This window comes from Erwinia sp. 009765445 (assembly GCF_058137865.1).
In genome coordinates this window covers 38,641-53,242 of the sequence record NZ_JBYUWC010000019.1, presented here as the reverse complement: position 1 = coordinate 53,242, position 14,602 = coordinate 38,641, and the positions used below count along the sequence as shown (strand labels likewise).

10 protein-coding genes are annotated in these 14,602 nt (G+C 54.3%); 2 read left to right on the top strand and 8 right to left on the bottom strand.

Annotation, left to right across the window (positions count from 1 at the left end):
• The first annotated feature begins 15 nt into the window (after nucleotides 1-15).
• Both AC3Y5R_RS19290 and fghA read left to right on the top strand, forming a co-directional pair.
• A complete protein-coding gene (locus tag AC3Y5R_RS19290; RefSeq protein ID WP_489922671.1) occupies nucleotides 16-1,140 on the top strand; it encodes an S-(hydroxymethyl)glutathione dehydrogenase/class III alcohol dehydrogenase in 1,125 nt (374 codons plus the stop codon).
• Nucleotides 1,141-1,152: 12 nt separating this feature from the next.
• Nucleotides 1,153-1,995, top strand: a complete 843-nt coding sequence (gene fghA, locus AC3Y5R_RS19285) for an S-formylglutathione hydrolase (protein WP_489922670.1) — start codon at nucleotides 1,153-1,155, stop codon at nucleotides 1,993-1,995.
• Nucleotides 1,996-2,078: 83 nt separating this feature from the next.
• Here fghA and AC3Y5R_RS19280 read toward each other — a convergent pair whose 3' ends face one another.
• From AC3Y5R_RS19280 to yieE, 8 genes are all read right to left on the bottom strand, one after another.
• Nucleotides 2,079-2,246 carry a hypothetical protein gene (locus AC3Y5R_RS19280; RefSeq protein WP_489922669.1) on the bottom strand — a complete coding sequence of 56 codons (168 nt, stop codon included), beginning with the start codon at nucleotides 2,244-2,246 and terminating at the stop codon, nucleotides 2,079-2,081.
• 148 nt (nucleotides 2,247-2,394) lie between these two features.
• Nucleotides 2,395-3,174, bottom strand: a complete 780-nt coding sequence (locus AC3Y5R_RS19275; RefSeq protein ID WP_489922668.1) for an autotransporter outer membrane beta-barrel domain-containing protein — start codon at nucleotides 3,172-3,174, stop codon at nucleotides 2,395-2,397.
• Entirely contained in the window at nucleotides 3,147-7,199 is a 4,053-nt protein-coding gene (locus tag AC3Y5R_RS19270) for a beta strand repeat-containing protein (RefSeq protein WP_489922667.1), read from the bottom strand. The genes AC3Y5R_RS19275 and AC3Y5R_RS19270 overlap by 28 nt, the downstream gene beginning before the upstream one ends.
• A gap of 650 nt (nucleotides 7,200-7,849) precedes the next feature.
• Complete coding sequence (gene cirA, locus AC3Y5R_RS19265) at nucleotides 7,850-9,817, bottom strand: catecholate siderophore receptor CirA (RefSeq protein WP_489922666.1); 1,968 nt, start codon at nucleotides 9,815-9,817, stop codon at nucleotides 7,850-7,852.
• Between the two features lie 165 nt (nucleotides 9,818-9,982).
• The gene (locus AC3Y5R_RS19260; RefSeq protein WP_489922665.1) at nucleotides 9,983-10,768 is read right to left on the bottom strand and encodes an ABC transporter ATP-binding protein; all 786 of its coding nucleotides are present in this window, start codon (nucleotides 10,766-10,768) and stop codon (nucleotides 9,983-9,985) included.
• Nucleotides 10,768-11,847, bottom strand: coding sequence for a FecCD family ABC transporter permease (locus AC3Y5R_RS19255; protein ID WP_489922664.1), 1,080 nt, complete (start codon nucleotides 11,845-11,847; stop codon nucleotides 10,768-10,770). Before AC3Y5R_RS19255 ends, AC3Y5R_RS19260 begins: the two co-directional genes overlap by 1 nt.
• 148 nt (nucleotides 11,848-11,995) lie before the next feature.
• Nucleotides 11,996-13,465, bottom strand: a complete 1,470-nt coding sequence (locus AC3Y5R_RS19250; RefSeq protein WP_489922663.1) for an amino acid permease — start codon at nucleotides 13,463-13,465, stop codon at nucleotides 11,996-11,998.
• A gap of 173 nt (nucleotides 13,466-13,638) precedes the next feature.
• Nucleotides 13,639-14,505, bottom strand: a complete 867-nt coding sequence (gene yieE / locus AC3Y5R_RS19245) for a DNA-binding transcriptional regulator YeiE (protein ID WP_158783600.1) — start codon at nucleotides 14,503-14,505, stop codon at nucleotides 13,639-13,641.
• Between the last annotated feature and the right edge of the window lie 97 nt (nucleotides 14,506-14,602).

Here is a 14,602-nt window from a genome sequence, read left to right as displayed (position 1 = left end):
CCTAAAGGAAAAAACATGCAAATGATTAAAACTCGCGCCGCAGTTGCCTGGGCTGCCGGTGAACCTCTTTCAATTGAAGAAGTTGATCTGATGCCGCCGCAGAAAGGCGAAGTGCTGGTCCGTATCGTCGCCACCGGCGTGTGCCATACGGATGCCTACACCCTGTCCGGTAAAGATCCTGAAGGCGTGTTCCCGGCAATTCTCGGCCACGAAGGCGGTGGTATCGTTGAAGCGGTCGGCGAAGGTGTCACCAGCGTGGCGGTTGGCGATCATGTGATCCCGCTGTACACCCCGGAATGTGGCAAATGTAAATTCTGTCTGTCCGGCAAAACCAACCTCTGCCAGGCAATCCGCACCACTCAGGGTAAAGGCCTGATGCCGGACGGTACCACCCGCTTCTTTAAAGATGGCAAGCCAATCTTCCATTACATGGGAACCTCAACCTTCTCCGAGTACACCGTGATCCCGGAAATTTCACTGGCGAAAATCAGCAAAGAAGCGCCGCTGGAAGAAGTGTGCCTGCTGGGTTGCGGCGTCACCACCGGCATGGGCGCCGTGATGAATACTGCCAAAGTGAAAGAGGGCGACACTGTGGCCATCTTTGGTCTGGGTGGCATTGGCCTGTCGGCTATCATCGGCGCGAAAATGGCGAAAGCCGGCCGCATCATCGGTATCGATCTCAACACCAGCAAGTACGATCTTGCGACCAAACTGGGTGCCACAGATCTGATCAATCCAAAAGACTTCGACAAGCCGATTCAGGATGTGATTGTGGAAATGACCGACGGCGGCGTGGACTTTTCCTTCGAGTGCATCGGCAACGTCAACGTGATGCGTTCCGCGCTGGAGTGCTGCCACAAAGGCTGGGGCGAATCCGTGATTATCGGCGTGGCCGGTGCCGGTGAAGAGATCGCCACCCGCCCGTTCCAGTTGGTCACCGGTCGCGTGTGGCGCGGCTCCGCATTCGGCGGCGTGAAAGGCCGTTCCCAGCTGCCGGGCATCGTGCAGCGCTATATGGACGGCGAGTTCCAGCTGAACGATTTCATCACCCACACTATGCCGCTGGAAGAAATTAATGAAGCCTTCGATTTGATGCATGAAGGGAAATCGATTCGTTCCGTGGTACATTTCAACAAATAATCAGGAGGATTGATGGCATCCACTCTGGAGCTACTGGAAGAACATCGCCTGTTTGGCGGCTGGCAGCAGCGCTACCGCCACCCGTCCGCCACGCTGAATTGTGCCATGACCTTCAGCATTTTTCTGCCAGGGCCAAAGCGTGATACGCCGCCGCCGGTGCTGTTTTTCCTCGCCGGACTGACCTGCACCGACGAGAACTTCTCCACCAAATCCGGCGCGCAGCGCGTGGCAGCGGAGCTGGGAGTGATACTGGTGATGCCAGACACCAGCCCGCGTGGAGAAGGCGTACCCAACGATAATGGCTACGATCTCGGCCAGGGAGCGGGATTTTATCTGAATGCCACCCAGGCACCGTGGGATCGGCATTTTCGCATGTACGATTATCTGAATGAGGAGCTGCCCCGGCTTATCGCCAGTAATTTCCACGTCAGCGATCGTCAGGCGATTATGGGCCATTCGATGGGCGGCCATGGCGCGATTATGCTCGGGCTGCGTAATCCGCAGAAATTTACTTCGGTTTCTGCTTTTGCACCAATCGTGAACCCGGCAGAAGTCCCGTGGGGACAAAAAGCCTTCACCGCTTATCTGGGTGAGAACAGCCTGGCCTGGCGCGAGTATGACAGCTGCTGGCTGATGCAACAGACAACGGCGAAAGTGCCGATGCTGATCGATCAGGGCGACACCGACCAGTTCCTCGCCGATCAACTGCATCCCGAGCGGCTGGAAGCGATCGCCAGTGAGAAAGGCTATCCGTTAACCGTGCGCATCCAGCCTGGCTACGATCACAGCTACTTCTTTATCGCCAGCTTTGTGGAAGACCATCTGCGGTTCCATGCTCAGCATCTGCTGGCTTAAGCAACCGCTGAGGTAACAACGCTCCCATCACGGGAGCGTTTTTTATTGGTCTGGCAGTAAATGCCCGCCGCAAGCGGCGTCAGTCATTCTGTTAACAGCGCCTGCGTCACCCATGCTTTGTTTTCTGGCAGCTTCTGATACACCCTTTCTATCTGCTCCCTTCCCTGTTCCAGCGCCTGATACATCTTCAGCAGATTTTTTCGCTGCTGTTTCAGCAGAGAGGCTGCCCGATCCTGGTCTGTCACTTTCATTTTGTCATCCTTCGTTTAACAATCACATCCGGAACAGGCTGGCGACAGTGCTGCTCGCCAGCCCGGTGAGACCCGTATTTATTACGGTGTATTTTTTGTGATTCCCTGGTGTGCATTTTCTCCGGCCCGCAGACCGGAGCGGTTTGGATCAGAAACTGCGGCTTACGTTGAGCATAAAGCCCTTGTCGCTCGCGCTGTCCTCCTTCCACTGGTAAGCATTGAATCCCATGGTGGTGTTGTGCTGCTGATAATTCACACCTGCCACCGCCTGGCCGTTCAGGCCACCCGACTTCCTGTTGTTGTCGACGTTGAAACGCTGGCCGGACAGCCCCTGCAGCGAAGCCTGCGCCTGCGTGGCATGGCTGCTCAGGTTCGGATCCGCTTCAAGGCGCAGGCTGGCCGCCCAGCCGTTGTCACCCGCATAGTCCAGCGTCATCCCGGCCACTGCATCCACCGCAGTTTCACTGTAACTGCTCATGGTCAGGTTGAAGTCACCCGCGCCGTGCTCACTGTAGCCATCAACCTTGTAATGGCGCATTTTCATGCCCGCGTACGGTGCCAGCGTAACGCCTTCGTTCAGCTCAAACTGCTTCGTTCCCTGGCTGCGAAACTCAAGATACTGCCGGCTGCCGGAAGTGCTGGCGACACGGTTCACACCAGCGAAGTTGAGGTGGCGACGGCTTTCCAGCTGATACTGGTCGTAGCGCAGACTGTTGTCCCAATTGATGTCCGCCGTCAGCGGCAGGCTGTGGGTCAACCCCATAAACTGGCCGTAGCCACCGGTCAGACCGTTGTCGCCCGCGCGGGTGCTGTCGTTACCACCGTTGCCGGTCAGGCGAGCCATGCCCCAGGTCGCCGTCAGTTTGCCCAGCCCGGTGTCAAACTGCTGGCCCAGCGCCATCATGTCGTAGCTGACCTGGTTATCCATCTCAGCACGCCTGTCGCCCTGTGCCACCACGTTAAATGACAGGCCGCTCTCAGCAATCCCGGGGCCGTTTCCGCCAACCTGCTGAAACGTTCGCCGAGGATACGGGTTTCGCGGTTCAGATTTGTCGCCTGGCTGCCGGAGATCTGCTTCAGCGCGCTGGTCAGTTCGCCAGAAGTGGCAAGGTTCAGACTGCTGAACAGGCTGTTGTTGGTATAGCCGTTGTCCAGCGCCGCTGCCACGCTGTGCACGCTGGCACCGGCAACCGATGCATAATCATTTTTACTCATGGTCACGTCGACATTGCCCTGAGCGTTTTTGCTGGGGCTGGCCTTCCACACCACGCTTTCAGAGCCGATATTTTGCTCTCCGCTGATGCTGTCCGCCTGGATCACATTGCTGAAAGTCACGGCCTTGGCTGATGTGCTGCTGGCAAAACCGGTATCCACCGTCACATCGTTATCAATCACCAGGCTACGTGCAGACAACGTGCCCGCCGTGCCATCACTGTTAGTCCCGATCACATAACTGGACAGGCGCAGCGGGCTGTCAGCAGGTAATTTGGGGATGGAAATAGTGGGTGTGCTGTCCGGTGTGGGAACCGGTGTGTCGCTCCCTTTCTGTCCGCTGACGCCATCCTGAAAAATGCCACAACCGCTTTCGCACTTCAGATTGACTCTCCCGTTGTTGTAGATTTTGGCACTGGTGCTGATACTGGCGAAGGCCACCGAGTCATTGGCCCAGACGTTGATCACCCCATCAAGGGTGTTGTTGATGATGTTACCGCTGCCCTGAGCCAGGATCCCCACCAGCCCGGTGCCATTAGTGCCATTCGCTTTGCCTTCTTTGGTGCCGACGTTAATCACTCCGGCATTCACCGCATAAACATTGTAATTTGAGGCCCCCATGCCTATGGCAACGGCGTTATCACCGGTGACGTTAATTTCTCCGGCATTAAGGAAGCCGTAGCCCCGGGTCAGGTTGATCAATGGATTAACGGGAGAATCGCCACTGATTTTTCCGGTTTCGGTGTTGTACAACCATTTGATGGCGTTGTTGGCATTAGTGGCCGCCAGACTGATAGCGTTATAACCGTTACTGGCGATCAGTTCACCACGGTTGTACAGGTTAAGGCTGTCCAGTGTGTAGGTAATATTGATCAATGAGTTAGCACTGCCGTCCACTGTGCTGCCCGTATTGCGGATAATGCCACCCGCTTCGTTATAAACCACTAACGCTCCACTGATTACGGCTGCTCCGTCCTTCGTGCCGGTAATTTCGCCCTGGTTGACCAGGTTGTTGGTATTGCTGGTGCCGTTAATCTGACCGGTAGCGATCGCCCCATCTTTATAGTTGACCAGGTTGCCCGTCACATTGAGCGCATCGGCAGTGATGCTGCCATGGTTATGCAGGTTGGCGCTGGTCAGTTTTGCTGAGGTAACGCTGCCGCTGTTCAACAGGCTGTCGGTGGTGGTGACACTGTTGGCGTTCAGCGTGCCGGTATTATTGATCTCTGCAGAGGTCACGGCACTGGTCGAAGCGAGCTGACCACTGTTTTGCAGCCAGCCCGCAGCCGTTAGCGTACGGGAATAAGTGACGCTGCCGTCATTATCGACATTCGCAGAAAGATACCATCTGCCACCCGAACCACTGGCCGTTATCGTCTGCGTATCTCCAGCCGCAGTAATCACCGTGTTATCAAGAAAATCACCGGTGAAAGGCGTGTCCACACTGCCCCAGTTGTTGTCGGTGTTGGTGATTGCCGTACCGCTCAGATTCACCGTTCCACGGTTGATTATCCGGCCGTTACCCTCGGAGTAAAATGCGTAACCTTTATCGGTGTTGATATTAATTACGCCATCGGTATCGTTCAGCGCCATGCCATTATTCACTGCCGCCATGGCATACAGCGCATCCGCATCCGCATTATCCGACGTCAGGGTAATCACCCCGCGATTTATCGCCGTGCCGTCGCTGGCCACCATGCCCATTCCGGCATTGTTGACCGAAATCTCACCTGAGTTGATGACCACCGATGTGGGTGAGTTTGCCAGCATGGCAATGCCACGGCGGTAGTCGGTTGCCTGGTTCCACAGGCCCGTTTCATAAATAACATTGCCATCGCCGTCCAGGTCATTTGACATAGCATTGAGCGATATCAGGCCGTTATTAGTGGCAGTCCCATTATTACCAGCGGCCATCCCATAAGCATTCTGCCCCCTGACGTTGATGGTGCCCTCATTAAGTGCTGAACTGTCCACGGCGTTGACGCCATAGAGGCCAGAGAGATAATCAATCGACTCTTTTTCGGGATAGTAATGCAGGCTGTTCACCGCATCCTGAACTGACACTACATCCAGCAATCCGTCACTTCCATTCTGAAATTGCGAGCCTTCAAGCCAGACCAGCGAGGAAGACCTTATTTCCTGCACCTGTGCCGTACGAAAGCTTAAGTCTCCATTATTTATAATGGTCGCATTGGCACCGGATATTGTCTTACCCCCACCCCGTGAAATAACAATCGAACCTTTGTTTATCAGCGTGGAACCATCTATAAATATCGCGGAAATATCCGCTCCAGTCGCGGCGGGGACTATATCGTGTGCATAGAAATTCAGTTCGCTGTCATCATCCAGCAAAAATGTATTGCCCTTGCCGGTGACGTTGATATACCCCAGCATACGACTGTAGGGAGAGAAGGTACCAGTAACGGTGACGTCAGACGCGCCCCCCAGAGTAATAGTATTATTTTCACCCGCGACATCCAGAGCATAGACACTGACATTGTGACTCTGTAAAGCTTCCTCAACATACTCACGGCCCGCGTAGTTAAGATTCAGGCCACCAGTTATGGCCATGGTGTTATCTGAACCATTGACCACCACACCTTTTTGCCAGTTTTTATTATCGGGCTGCGGATATTTATTTCCCTTGAAGTTAAGGGACACGGTGCCATCCAGAGTAACCTGATTGTGACTACCGCTCAGCAAAATACCGGTGGCGCTGTCCGATACATAAATATTGCCATTATCATTCAGCGAGGCATTATCCGAGCTGATTTTCAGCCCTACTGAATCGGAATCACGTACCGTGATATTACCCGTGTTGTTCAGGACGGCACGGTTGCCCAGCATATTTATCCCTGTTGCCCCACCGGTCACCTGCAGACTGCCGTTCTGCGCCACCGCGTTGTCCTCTCCGGTAACCAGAAGCCCAGTTCCACCAGCATCGACAGTCATATCCCCATTCAGTTTAATTCTGGCGTTGTTACCGCTAACAGCAATCCCCGTTCCGCCATCGATCTCCAGATCGCCATTCTGCCTGACGCTGGCACCGTTGCCATTAACGACCAGACCGGCAGATCCTTCGCCACTAACAACGCTGTAACCATCAATGATGGTGCTGGTGTTGTCTCCTTCAACGACCGTGCCCTTTCCACCCTCACTGACGCTGGTATTCCCGGTAACAGTGGTAACGGTGTTGTTACCAGTAATCAGTTGCCCTACAGTACCTGCACCCGCCGCGACGTCACTCTCAAGCCGGTTTTCACGGCCATCCCCGGAGAGCGTTTCCCCCACCTTCCACTCTTTCCACGGGCTGGCAGCATCAGGCTGCTGCGGTGAATCCGGTGAGGGCTGAAGATCGGGGTCCGGCTGCTGTGAATCCGGGTCAGTTTGCGGTTCTGGCTGTGAGTCCGGAGCAGAGTCTGAAGAAGAGTGATGACCGGAGGATCCGCCCCCTCCGCTGCTGACTACCGCAATGGTTGCCGCTACTGCCGCGATGCCCGCCGCGCTGAGCGGCACGGCATGTTCCACTGCCCACTGCGAGGCACTTTTCTCAACCTGGCATTCAGCAGGCAATGAGGCATATTCTTCAGGACTCAGTCTGGAAGGATCGGCCGGGCAGGCATCAGAAACGGCTGCGGACCTGGAGATAATTGGGTTATCAGCCATGGCACCATGACTGATTGCCAGAGCAATACAAGATGATAATGCTTTTATATTAGCCTTGCCTTTTTTATTGTTCATTAAATCCCGCCTTTATTTTTTGGTAATAATTAGCAAACCCATGGCTGATGATATTTAACCAGAACCTACACCATTAAAGGCGTTAATTAGCAACAAAAAACATTCCAGATACTGGATAAACCCAGAATTTAAAAAAATCTTAAATTTATGTTGGAGTCTGATTATACCTGTAAGAAAAACTTAATTTTCCGGGAAAAATCTATTAAGAAAAGTTCAACATTAGAGAGTAACAATTAAAGTTCTTTACTATTTTCACTACGCGAACAATATAATAACCTGCGAGGTAAAATGAAGTCGACATAAATCAAATTAGTTCATTATCATCACCGAAAGGCGTTCCTGAAGCATTCAATACAAACATTAACTCAACATAATAATTACCTTGTTATTTTTCCCAACGTGCATTATTTGAGTTAAATTAAAAAGAAAAACCACCAGCCAGATTAAATACCCCCCAGACCTGATATTTCGAATGGCTTTAACAATAAGAAATACGCAATATTGTGAAACATCACCGCGTAAAATGACTATTTGAAATTTGGGATATCACTCATCATGACAAAAAAAACCGAACCCTGAAGGGTTCGGCCTGGAGAACATCATCTTCATATCGGGATATTTTCAGAATTAACTAAAGTTCTCCGACAAGATCAGAATGTATAGTCCACCGCAGCAAAATAACGGCGACAATCTTCACTATAACTGTAGCTGTCGCGACTCAGTTCCTTATCCGTCAGGTTCATCACCCCTGCCCGCAGCTTAACGGCTTTGGTTGCCTGCCAGGATCCACCGGTATTCCACAGCACATAACCCCCCGGTGTTGCACCATCATTATTCAGTGTGCGGCGTTGACCAGAATAATTAGCCTGAAGATAGAAAGACCAGTCCTGTAGCGGCGTCCAGTCCAGCGTGCTGTTGGCGGTATGCAGCGGCATCTCTTCCAGCGGCTTGTTGCCACCGTTGCTCAAATCACGCCCGTCGGTATAGGTGTAGTTCAGCGTCAGTTTCCACTCATCACTGAACGGGACTTTAACCTCCGTTTCCACCCCATTGATTCGGGCTTTATCGACGTTGTAATAGCGGAATACCGGACGCCCGTTTTCGTCAAAGCCTACAAAGTTGCTGTAACCAGGAGCCAGCGCCGTTGAGGCAGTCCGTGAGATGTTGATCATATCATCAACGTTGTTCTGGAAAGCAGTGATGCTGCCGGTAATACCGTCCAGCCAGCCTTCATCACCCGTGTAGTAGATCCCCAGTTCAAAACTCTCGCTGGTTTCCGGCTTCAGATCTTTACTGCCGACAATCGCACAGCTGCCACGGCAGGAGTTGGTCTGCCAGTCAGGACTGAGCTGCAGCAATGAAGGGGCTTTAAAGGCATTGGCCCAGCCCCCTTTCAGCGTCACAGTGTCCGTTGCGCTGTAAACCAGATAGGCTCGCGGACTCCAGTGGTCACCATAGGTCTGGTGATCATCCATACGGACGCCGGTGGTCAGCGCCAGCGCATCGAAAATCCGCCATTCGTCCTCCACAAACAGCGCATACTGACTGGCAGAGGTTTTGCCGCTGCCCTGCAGATTGACCGGATCTTCCAGCTTGTCGTGCCGGGCTTCCCCGCCGAAAGTCAGCAGCTGGTTCAGATCGCCCAGTGGCAGGATCAGCTTGCCGTCCAGCGAGTTATTTTTGGAAACAATGTTGTCGCCACTGGTGTAATTATCCACCCGGTCGCCATAAAAGCGCAGCTCGGTGTTTCCCCAACCCCAGCGACCATTGTGACCCAGCGAGTAGTTCTGCCGCTCCAGGCGATTTTTATCCAGCGAGTCGGACGAACGATCCTGGCGGTTAAAACCGTAGCCAAAGGTCATATCCTGAGTTTTGCCGGGTGTCAGGGAGAACTCTACGTTGCCGTCGCGAGTGGTATAGCCTTCAATACCCGGCGTCAGGCCCGTGGCAGAAGTGACAGAAGGTTGCTGACCGTCTTTTTCCCGCTTGCCCAGACTGCCGTAGACTTTCACCCCCAGCAAATCGTCAATCAGTGGCCCGCCAGTGAAGAAATTTCCGTTATAGCTGTCGCCCCGATCGCGATGCTCCTGCACGGTAGTATCCACACTGAAAGTCCCGTGCCAGGCTTTACCCACCTTACGGGTGATAATGTTCACCACGCCGCCAAGTGCATCCGAGCCGTACAGTGAGGACATCGGACCGCGCACCACTTCTATACGTTCGATAGCGTCGGCGGGGATCCAGTTGAGGTCAAAATCATTATGGCGGAAGACGGCGTTGCGGGAATTCACGCGCTTGCCATCGATCAGGATCAGCGTATAGCTGCTGTCCAGACCGCGCAGGCTGATGCCTTTACGGTTGTCCCCTTCGTTGGTCAACTGCACGCCGGGCACGTCGCGCAGCACCTCACGCAGGTTCTGCACCGGCTTACGTTTAATCTCTTCCGCAGTGATCACACTGATGCTGGCGGGGGCATCTTTGAGGTTCACTTCCGTGGCGGAAGCCGTGACCACCATCACATCGTCTTTCTCTTCCCGCTCGTCAGCAACAACGGGGAAACTGAAGGCCAGCGCGGACGCGCACAGCCCGCAATTTACGGCAGGGTTCAACCTGAGCATGCTATTCTCCTTGAGGCGCATATAAACTAAAAAAGTGTTTTCAATACCTTTTGCTCACACTTAAATCACAGAGTTACCCCTGTTAAATTCCGGATATTTTTCCGGTTAACTATTCAGTCTTCTCTGAGTGGAAATACAGAGGCGAAATAAATTCCGCCCCCGGATTCAGAAACCTGGCTCAGTCACCAGGCCATCAATCAATACCTGTGGCGTGCCCTGAGAACAGCGCTCGATACGGCCTTTCACGCCGTAGACTTTCGCCAGACTTTCCGGGGTAATCACTTCTTCCGGCAGGCCGTCTGCGATCAGCTCGCCGTTTTGCAGCATTAACACATGCTCGCCGTGACGCAATGCAATATTAATATCATGCACCACGACAACGGTAATAATGTTGCGCTTGCGGGTTTCACGGCGCACTAAATCCATCACGTGAAACTGATAATTTAAATCGAGGGCACTCAGCGGCTCGTCCAGTAATAAAAGCTCAGGACGACGGATCAGCGACTGCGCCAGCCCCACCAGTTGCTTCTGTCCGCCAGAAAGCTGATCGAGAAAGCTCATAGCCAGATGCGCAATCCCCAACCGTTCAAGCAGCTCCATCACCTCCGCTTCACCGGATGCGCTGCTGCGCCCACCGGAAGCACGCTGCGCCACGATAATCGATTCCAGCACGTGCAGATGGACTCCGGCAGGCAGGGACTGCGGCAGATAAACCACTTTCTCAGCCCGGCGGGCAAACGGCAGCCCCATCATCTCGTGACCATTAAGCCACAGCTCTCCCTGAGCACGATTTAATCCGGCCAGAGAACGCAGCAACGTGGATTTGCCGCAGCCGTTCGGTCCCAGCAGCACGGTGATTTTGCCACGCGGCAGCAGCGGAACGTTGAGGTTGCTGATGATTTTGCGTTTCGGGTAACCGGCATGGAAGCCACTGATTTTCAGGCCGTCCATCAGACATTCCCCCGGTGGCGCAGAATAATACTCAGGAAGAACGGCACGCCCACCAGCGAGGTGACGATGCCCACAGGAATGATCACGCCCGGCACCAGATTTTTCGAGACCACAGAGGCCAGCGACAGCACCAGCGCACCGGTCAGCGCACTGGCAGGCAGATAGAAGCGGTGATCTTCGCCAAATACAAGCCGGGCAATGTGCGGTGCCACCAGGCCGATAAAACCAATCGGGCCGACAAAGGCCACCGCCAGCGCGGACAGGATGCTGATACGCAGCAACGTCGCCAGGCGCAGACGGCGCACGTCAATCCCAAAGCTCACCGCCCGGTCCTCACCCAGGCGCAGCGCGGTCAGCTTCCACGAACTCATCATTGAGAACGGCACCAGGATGGCAAAGGCCAGCGTCAGCACGCCCAGCTTCTGCCAGGAGGCGCGGGCCAGGCTGCCCATGGTCCAGAACACTAACCCCTGCAGCGTGTCTTCGCTGGCGATAAACTGCATCATCGAAACCAGCGCATTAAAGGTAAACACCAGCGCGATGCCGAACAGCACCACGCCGGAGCTGGCTACACGGGTCCAGCGCGTCACACCGTCCAGCATCAATGCCGCAAACAGCGCGAAGAAAAAGGCGTTCGCCGAGATAAACCACTGATCGGGTATGCCGGGGATACCAATCCCCAGCACGATTGCCAGCGCCGCACCAAATGCCGCTGCTGAAGAGACGCCCAGCGTGAACGGGCTGGCCAGCGGGTTATTCAGGATAGTCTGCATCTCTGCCCCGGCCAGGCCGAGAGCCAGCCCCACCACCACCGCCATCAGCGCGTAGGGTAAACGGATATCCCAGACAATGACGCGGGTTCCGGCATCCACGCTCTCCGGCGACAGCAGCGTTTGCCACAGCGTGGAGAGAGACAGACCGGCCGGACCAAGAGTGAAATCTAGCAGCAACGAAGCCAGGATCGCCAGCACCAGTACGCCCATGATCAACAAACGGTGGCGAAGCACCTGATGATAACGGCCCATCACCTGGTTCTGCTCCTGAGTGGCGTATCGGCCTGTGTCGTGGGTCAAACTCATCGTTGTACCTGGAAAAAGGGGGAAAAGTCAAGGCGGTAACATTAAAGCAAATGATAATAGTTATCAATAATATTTGTAAACGGGTATTACCGACGCCAGAAAAGGCAAAAGGCGCGGATTTCCGCGCCTTTATCACAGAGCGTTGATCTTATCCCTTAAACTTCGGGAACGCCATTTCGCTGTACTTCACGAAGCGGGTTTTCTTCGTCAGCTTATAACCGAACCAGATAATCAGGAACAGCGGAATACCGATATAAGTCGCTGCCACGCCGTACCAGTCAATGCGGTCCGCGAGGAACGCCTGGTAGTTCTGCCCCAGCGTAATGATCAGACACAGCACGAAGGCAAAGATCGGTCCCAGCGGGAAGAAACCTGAACGGTACGGCAGATCCGCCACATTCAGGCCCTGCTTCACATAGCCGCGACGGAAGCGATAGTGGCTGATAGCGATCCCCAGCCAGGCGATAAAACCGGTCATTCCGGAAGTATTCAGCAGCCACAGGTAGACTTCCTGATTACCAAACATAGAGGTCAGGAAACAGAGAGCCGCAACCACTGTGGTGGCATACAGCGCATTACGCGGCACTCCACCCTTAGACAGTTTTCCAAAAATACGCGGCGCTTTGCCTTCGCGGGCCAGGGTAAACAGCATACGGGTGGAAGCGTACATTCCTGAGTTACCGGCAGACAGCACCGCCGTCAGGATCACCGCATTCATCACCGCTGCTGCGGAGAGCAGACCTGCGTGTTTGAAGACCAGCGTGAACGGGCTGACGCTGATATCCTTCACGTCATTACGCAGCAGGCTCGGGTCGGTATAAGGAATGATCAGGCTGATCACCAGGATCGCCAGCACGTAGAACAGCAGAATACGCCAGAACACCTGACGCACCGAACGGGGGATATTTTTAGCCGGATCCTCGGATTCACCCGCGGCAATACCGATCAGCTCGGTGCCCTGGAAGGAGAAGCCGACGATCATCGCCACACCAATCATCGCTGAGAAGCCGCCCGCGAACGGTGCATCACCAATGTGCCAGTTTGCCCAGCCGGGAACTTCCTGACCGCCACGGAAAATGCCGACAATCATCATCACGCCGACCACAATAAAGATCACCACGGTGACAACTTTAATCAGCGAGAACCAGTATTCCGCTTCGCCAAACCCTTTTACCGAAATGTAATTCAGCAGGAAGATCACGCAGAGGAACACCGCGCTCCAGATCCAGCCTGGCGTGTCCGGGAACCAGTAGGTCATTACCAGCTGTGAGGCCACCAGGTCGACCGCGATGGTCACTGCCCAGTTGTACCAGTAGTTCCAGCCCAGCGCGAAGCCAAAGCCCTCTTCCACATAGCTGGAACCATAGGTGGAGAACGAACCTGAGACCGGCATAAAGGCGGCCAGCTCACCGAGGCTGGTCATCAGGAAGTACACCATCAGGCCGATCAGGGCGTAAGACAACAGTGCGCCACCCGGACCCGCCTGGGAAATCGTCGCCCCTGACGCTACAAATAAACCGGTTCCAATGGAACCCCCAATGGCGATCATCGTCAGATGACGTGCCTTTAACTCACGCCTTAACGCAGGTTGTTGTGTTGTTGTTTTATCCTGAACCATCTTGAAATGCTGTACTCTGGCTAAAATGAGGCGCGATTGTAGCAAACTACCCTGACAGCGATAGTGATTCCGCAACGTTATAAGATAGCTTCATGATCGGCGGGAAATTATTAGCCTGAACGAAATTGCCCTGAGAATTGTCCGGGGCTATCCGCAGATTTCCCCAAACAAAGCTACTCGGTGCAGTAGCTCAGAAAGCGCTGCAACGCTTTGGACAGGTGCTTCTGGCGGTGGTGAATACGGTACAGCGTACGTCTGAGTTGTGGCAGCGGTAATGGCACTTCCCTCAGCGTTCCCACCGTCAGCTGCTCTTCAATCACCCGGCGTGACAGGCAACTGATCCCCATACCGTGACGAACGGCATGCTTGATCGCTTCGGAGTTACCCAGTTCCAGTGCGAGGTGGAACTGCGGCAAATGCGACAGGAGCAGGTAGTCGACGATCTCGCGGGTACCCGAGCCGTGTTCGCGCAGGATCCACGGAGCCGCTGCCAGGCTCTCCAGGGTGATCGGGTGTTGGAAGATTTCCGCATCCGGCGCGGCAAACACCACCAGCTCATCCTCCAGCCAGGGCTCGCTGATCACGTCAGTCATGTGGCACGGTCCCTCAATCAGGCCAATATCGACGCGGAAATCAGCCACCGCATTAATCACATCCTGACTGTTGCCAACGCTCAGCTCCAGCGGCAAATCCGGGTAATCCCGCCGCCATCCGGCAATCATGCCCGGCAGCAAATAGTTACCAATTGTGCTGCTGGCATAAACCCGTAGCGCTCCATTATCTTCACGGAACAGCTGCTCGATTTCCGTGGCCTGTTCCAGCAGCGCCACGGCGCGCGGATAAAGCAGACGACCGTGCTCATTGACGACCAGCCGCTTGCCGACCCGGTCGAAAAGCTGCACGCTCAGCTGGCCTTCAAGATCCGCCAGCGCGGCGCTGACTGCCGACTGCGACAGAGCCAGTACCTGAGAAGCCTGAGTGGTGGAGCCACTCTTCAGCACCTCGGTGAACACTTCAATTTGTCTTAGCGTAATATGCATTGCCCATCACCAATATTACTTATTCTGGTTAATTATAAATATATAATCAATTTCTCTTTTAAGCCAGTACGCCGCATCCTGTCAGCACTGAACAGGA

What these genes read in the sequence shown, in the direction of transcription:
- cirA (WP_489922666.1), bottom strand. Translation starts at nt 9,817, where the DNA reads ATGCTCAGGTTGAACCCTGCCGTAAATTGCGGGCTGTGCGCGTCCGCG.
- fghA (WP_489922670.1), top strand. Translation starts at nt 1,153, where the DNA reads ATGGCATCCACTCTGGAGCTACTGGAAGAACATCGCCTGTTTGGCGGC.
- AC3Y5R_RS19255 (WP_489922664.1), bottom strand. Translation starts at nt 11,847, where the DNA reads ATGAGTTTGACCCACGACACAGGCCGATACGCCACTCAGGAGCAGAAC.
- AC3Y5R_RS19275 (WP_489922668.1), bottom strand. Translation starts at nt 3,174, where the DNA reads ATGGATAACCAGGTCAGCTACGACATGATGGCGCTGGGCCAGCAGTTT.
- yieE (WP_158783600.1), bottom strand. Translation starts at nt 14,505, where the DNA reads ATGCATATTACGCTAAGACAAATTGAAGTGTTCACCGAGGTGCTGAAG.
- AC3Y5R_RS19260 (WP_489922665.1), bottom strand. Translation starts at nt 10,768, where the DNA reads ATGGACGGCCTGAAAATCAGTGGCTTCCATGCCGGTTACCCGAAACGC.
- AC3Y5R_RS19280 (WP_489922669.1), bottom strand. Translation starts at nt 2,246, where the DNA reads ATGAAAGTGACAGACCAGGATCGGGCAGCCTCTCTGCTGAAACAGCAG.
- AC3Y5R_RS19270 (WP_489922667.1), bottom strand. Translation starts at nt 7,199, where the DNA reads ATGAACAATAAAAAAGGCAAGGCTAATATAAAAGCATTATCATCTTGT.
- AC3Y5R_RS19290 (WP_489922671.1), top strand. Translation starts at nt 16, where the DNA reads ATGCAAATGATTAAAACTCGCGCCGCAGTTGCCTGGGCTGCCGGTGAA.
- AC3Y5R_RS19250 (WP_489922663.1), bottom strand. Translation starts at nt 13,465, where the DNA reads ATGGTTCAGGATAAAACAACAACACAACAACCTGCGTTAAGGCGTGAG.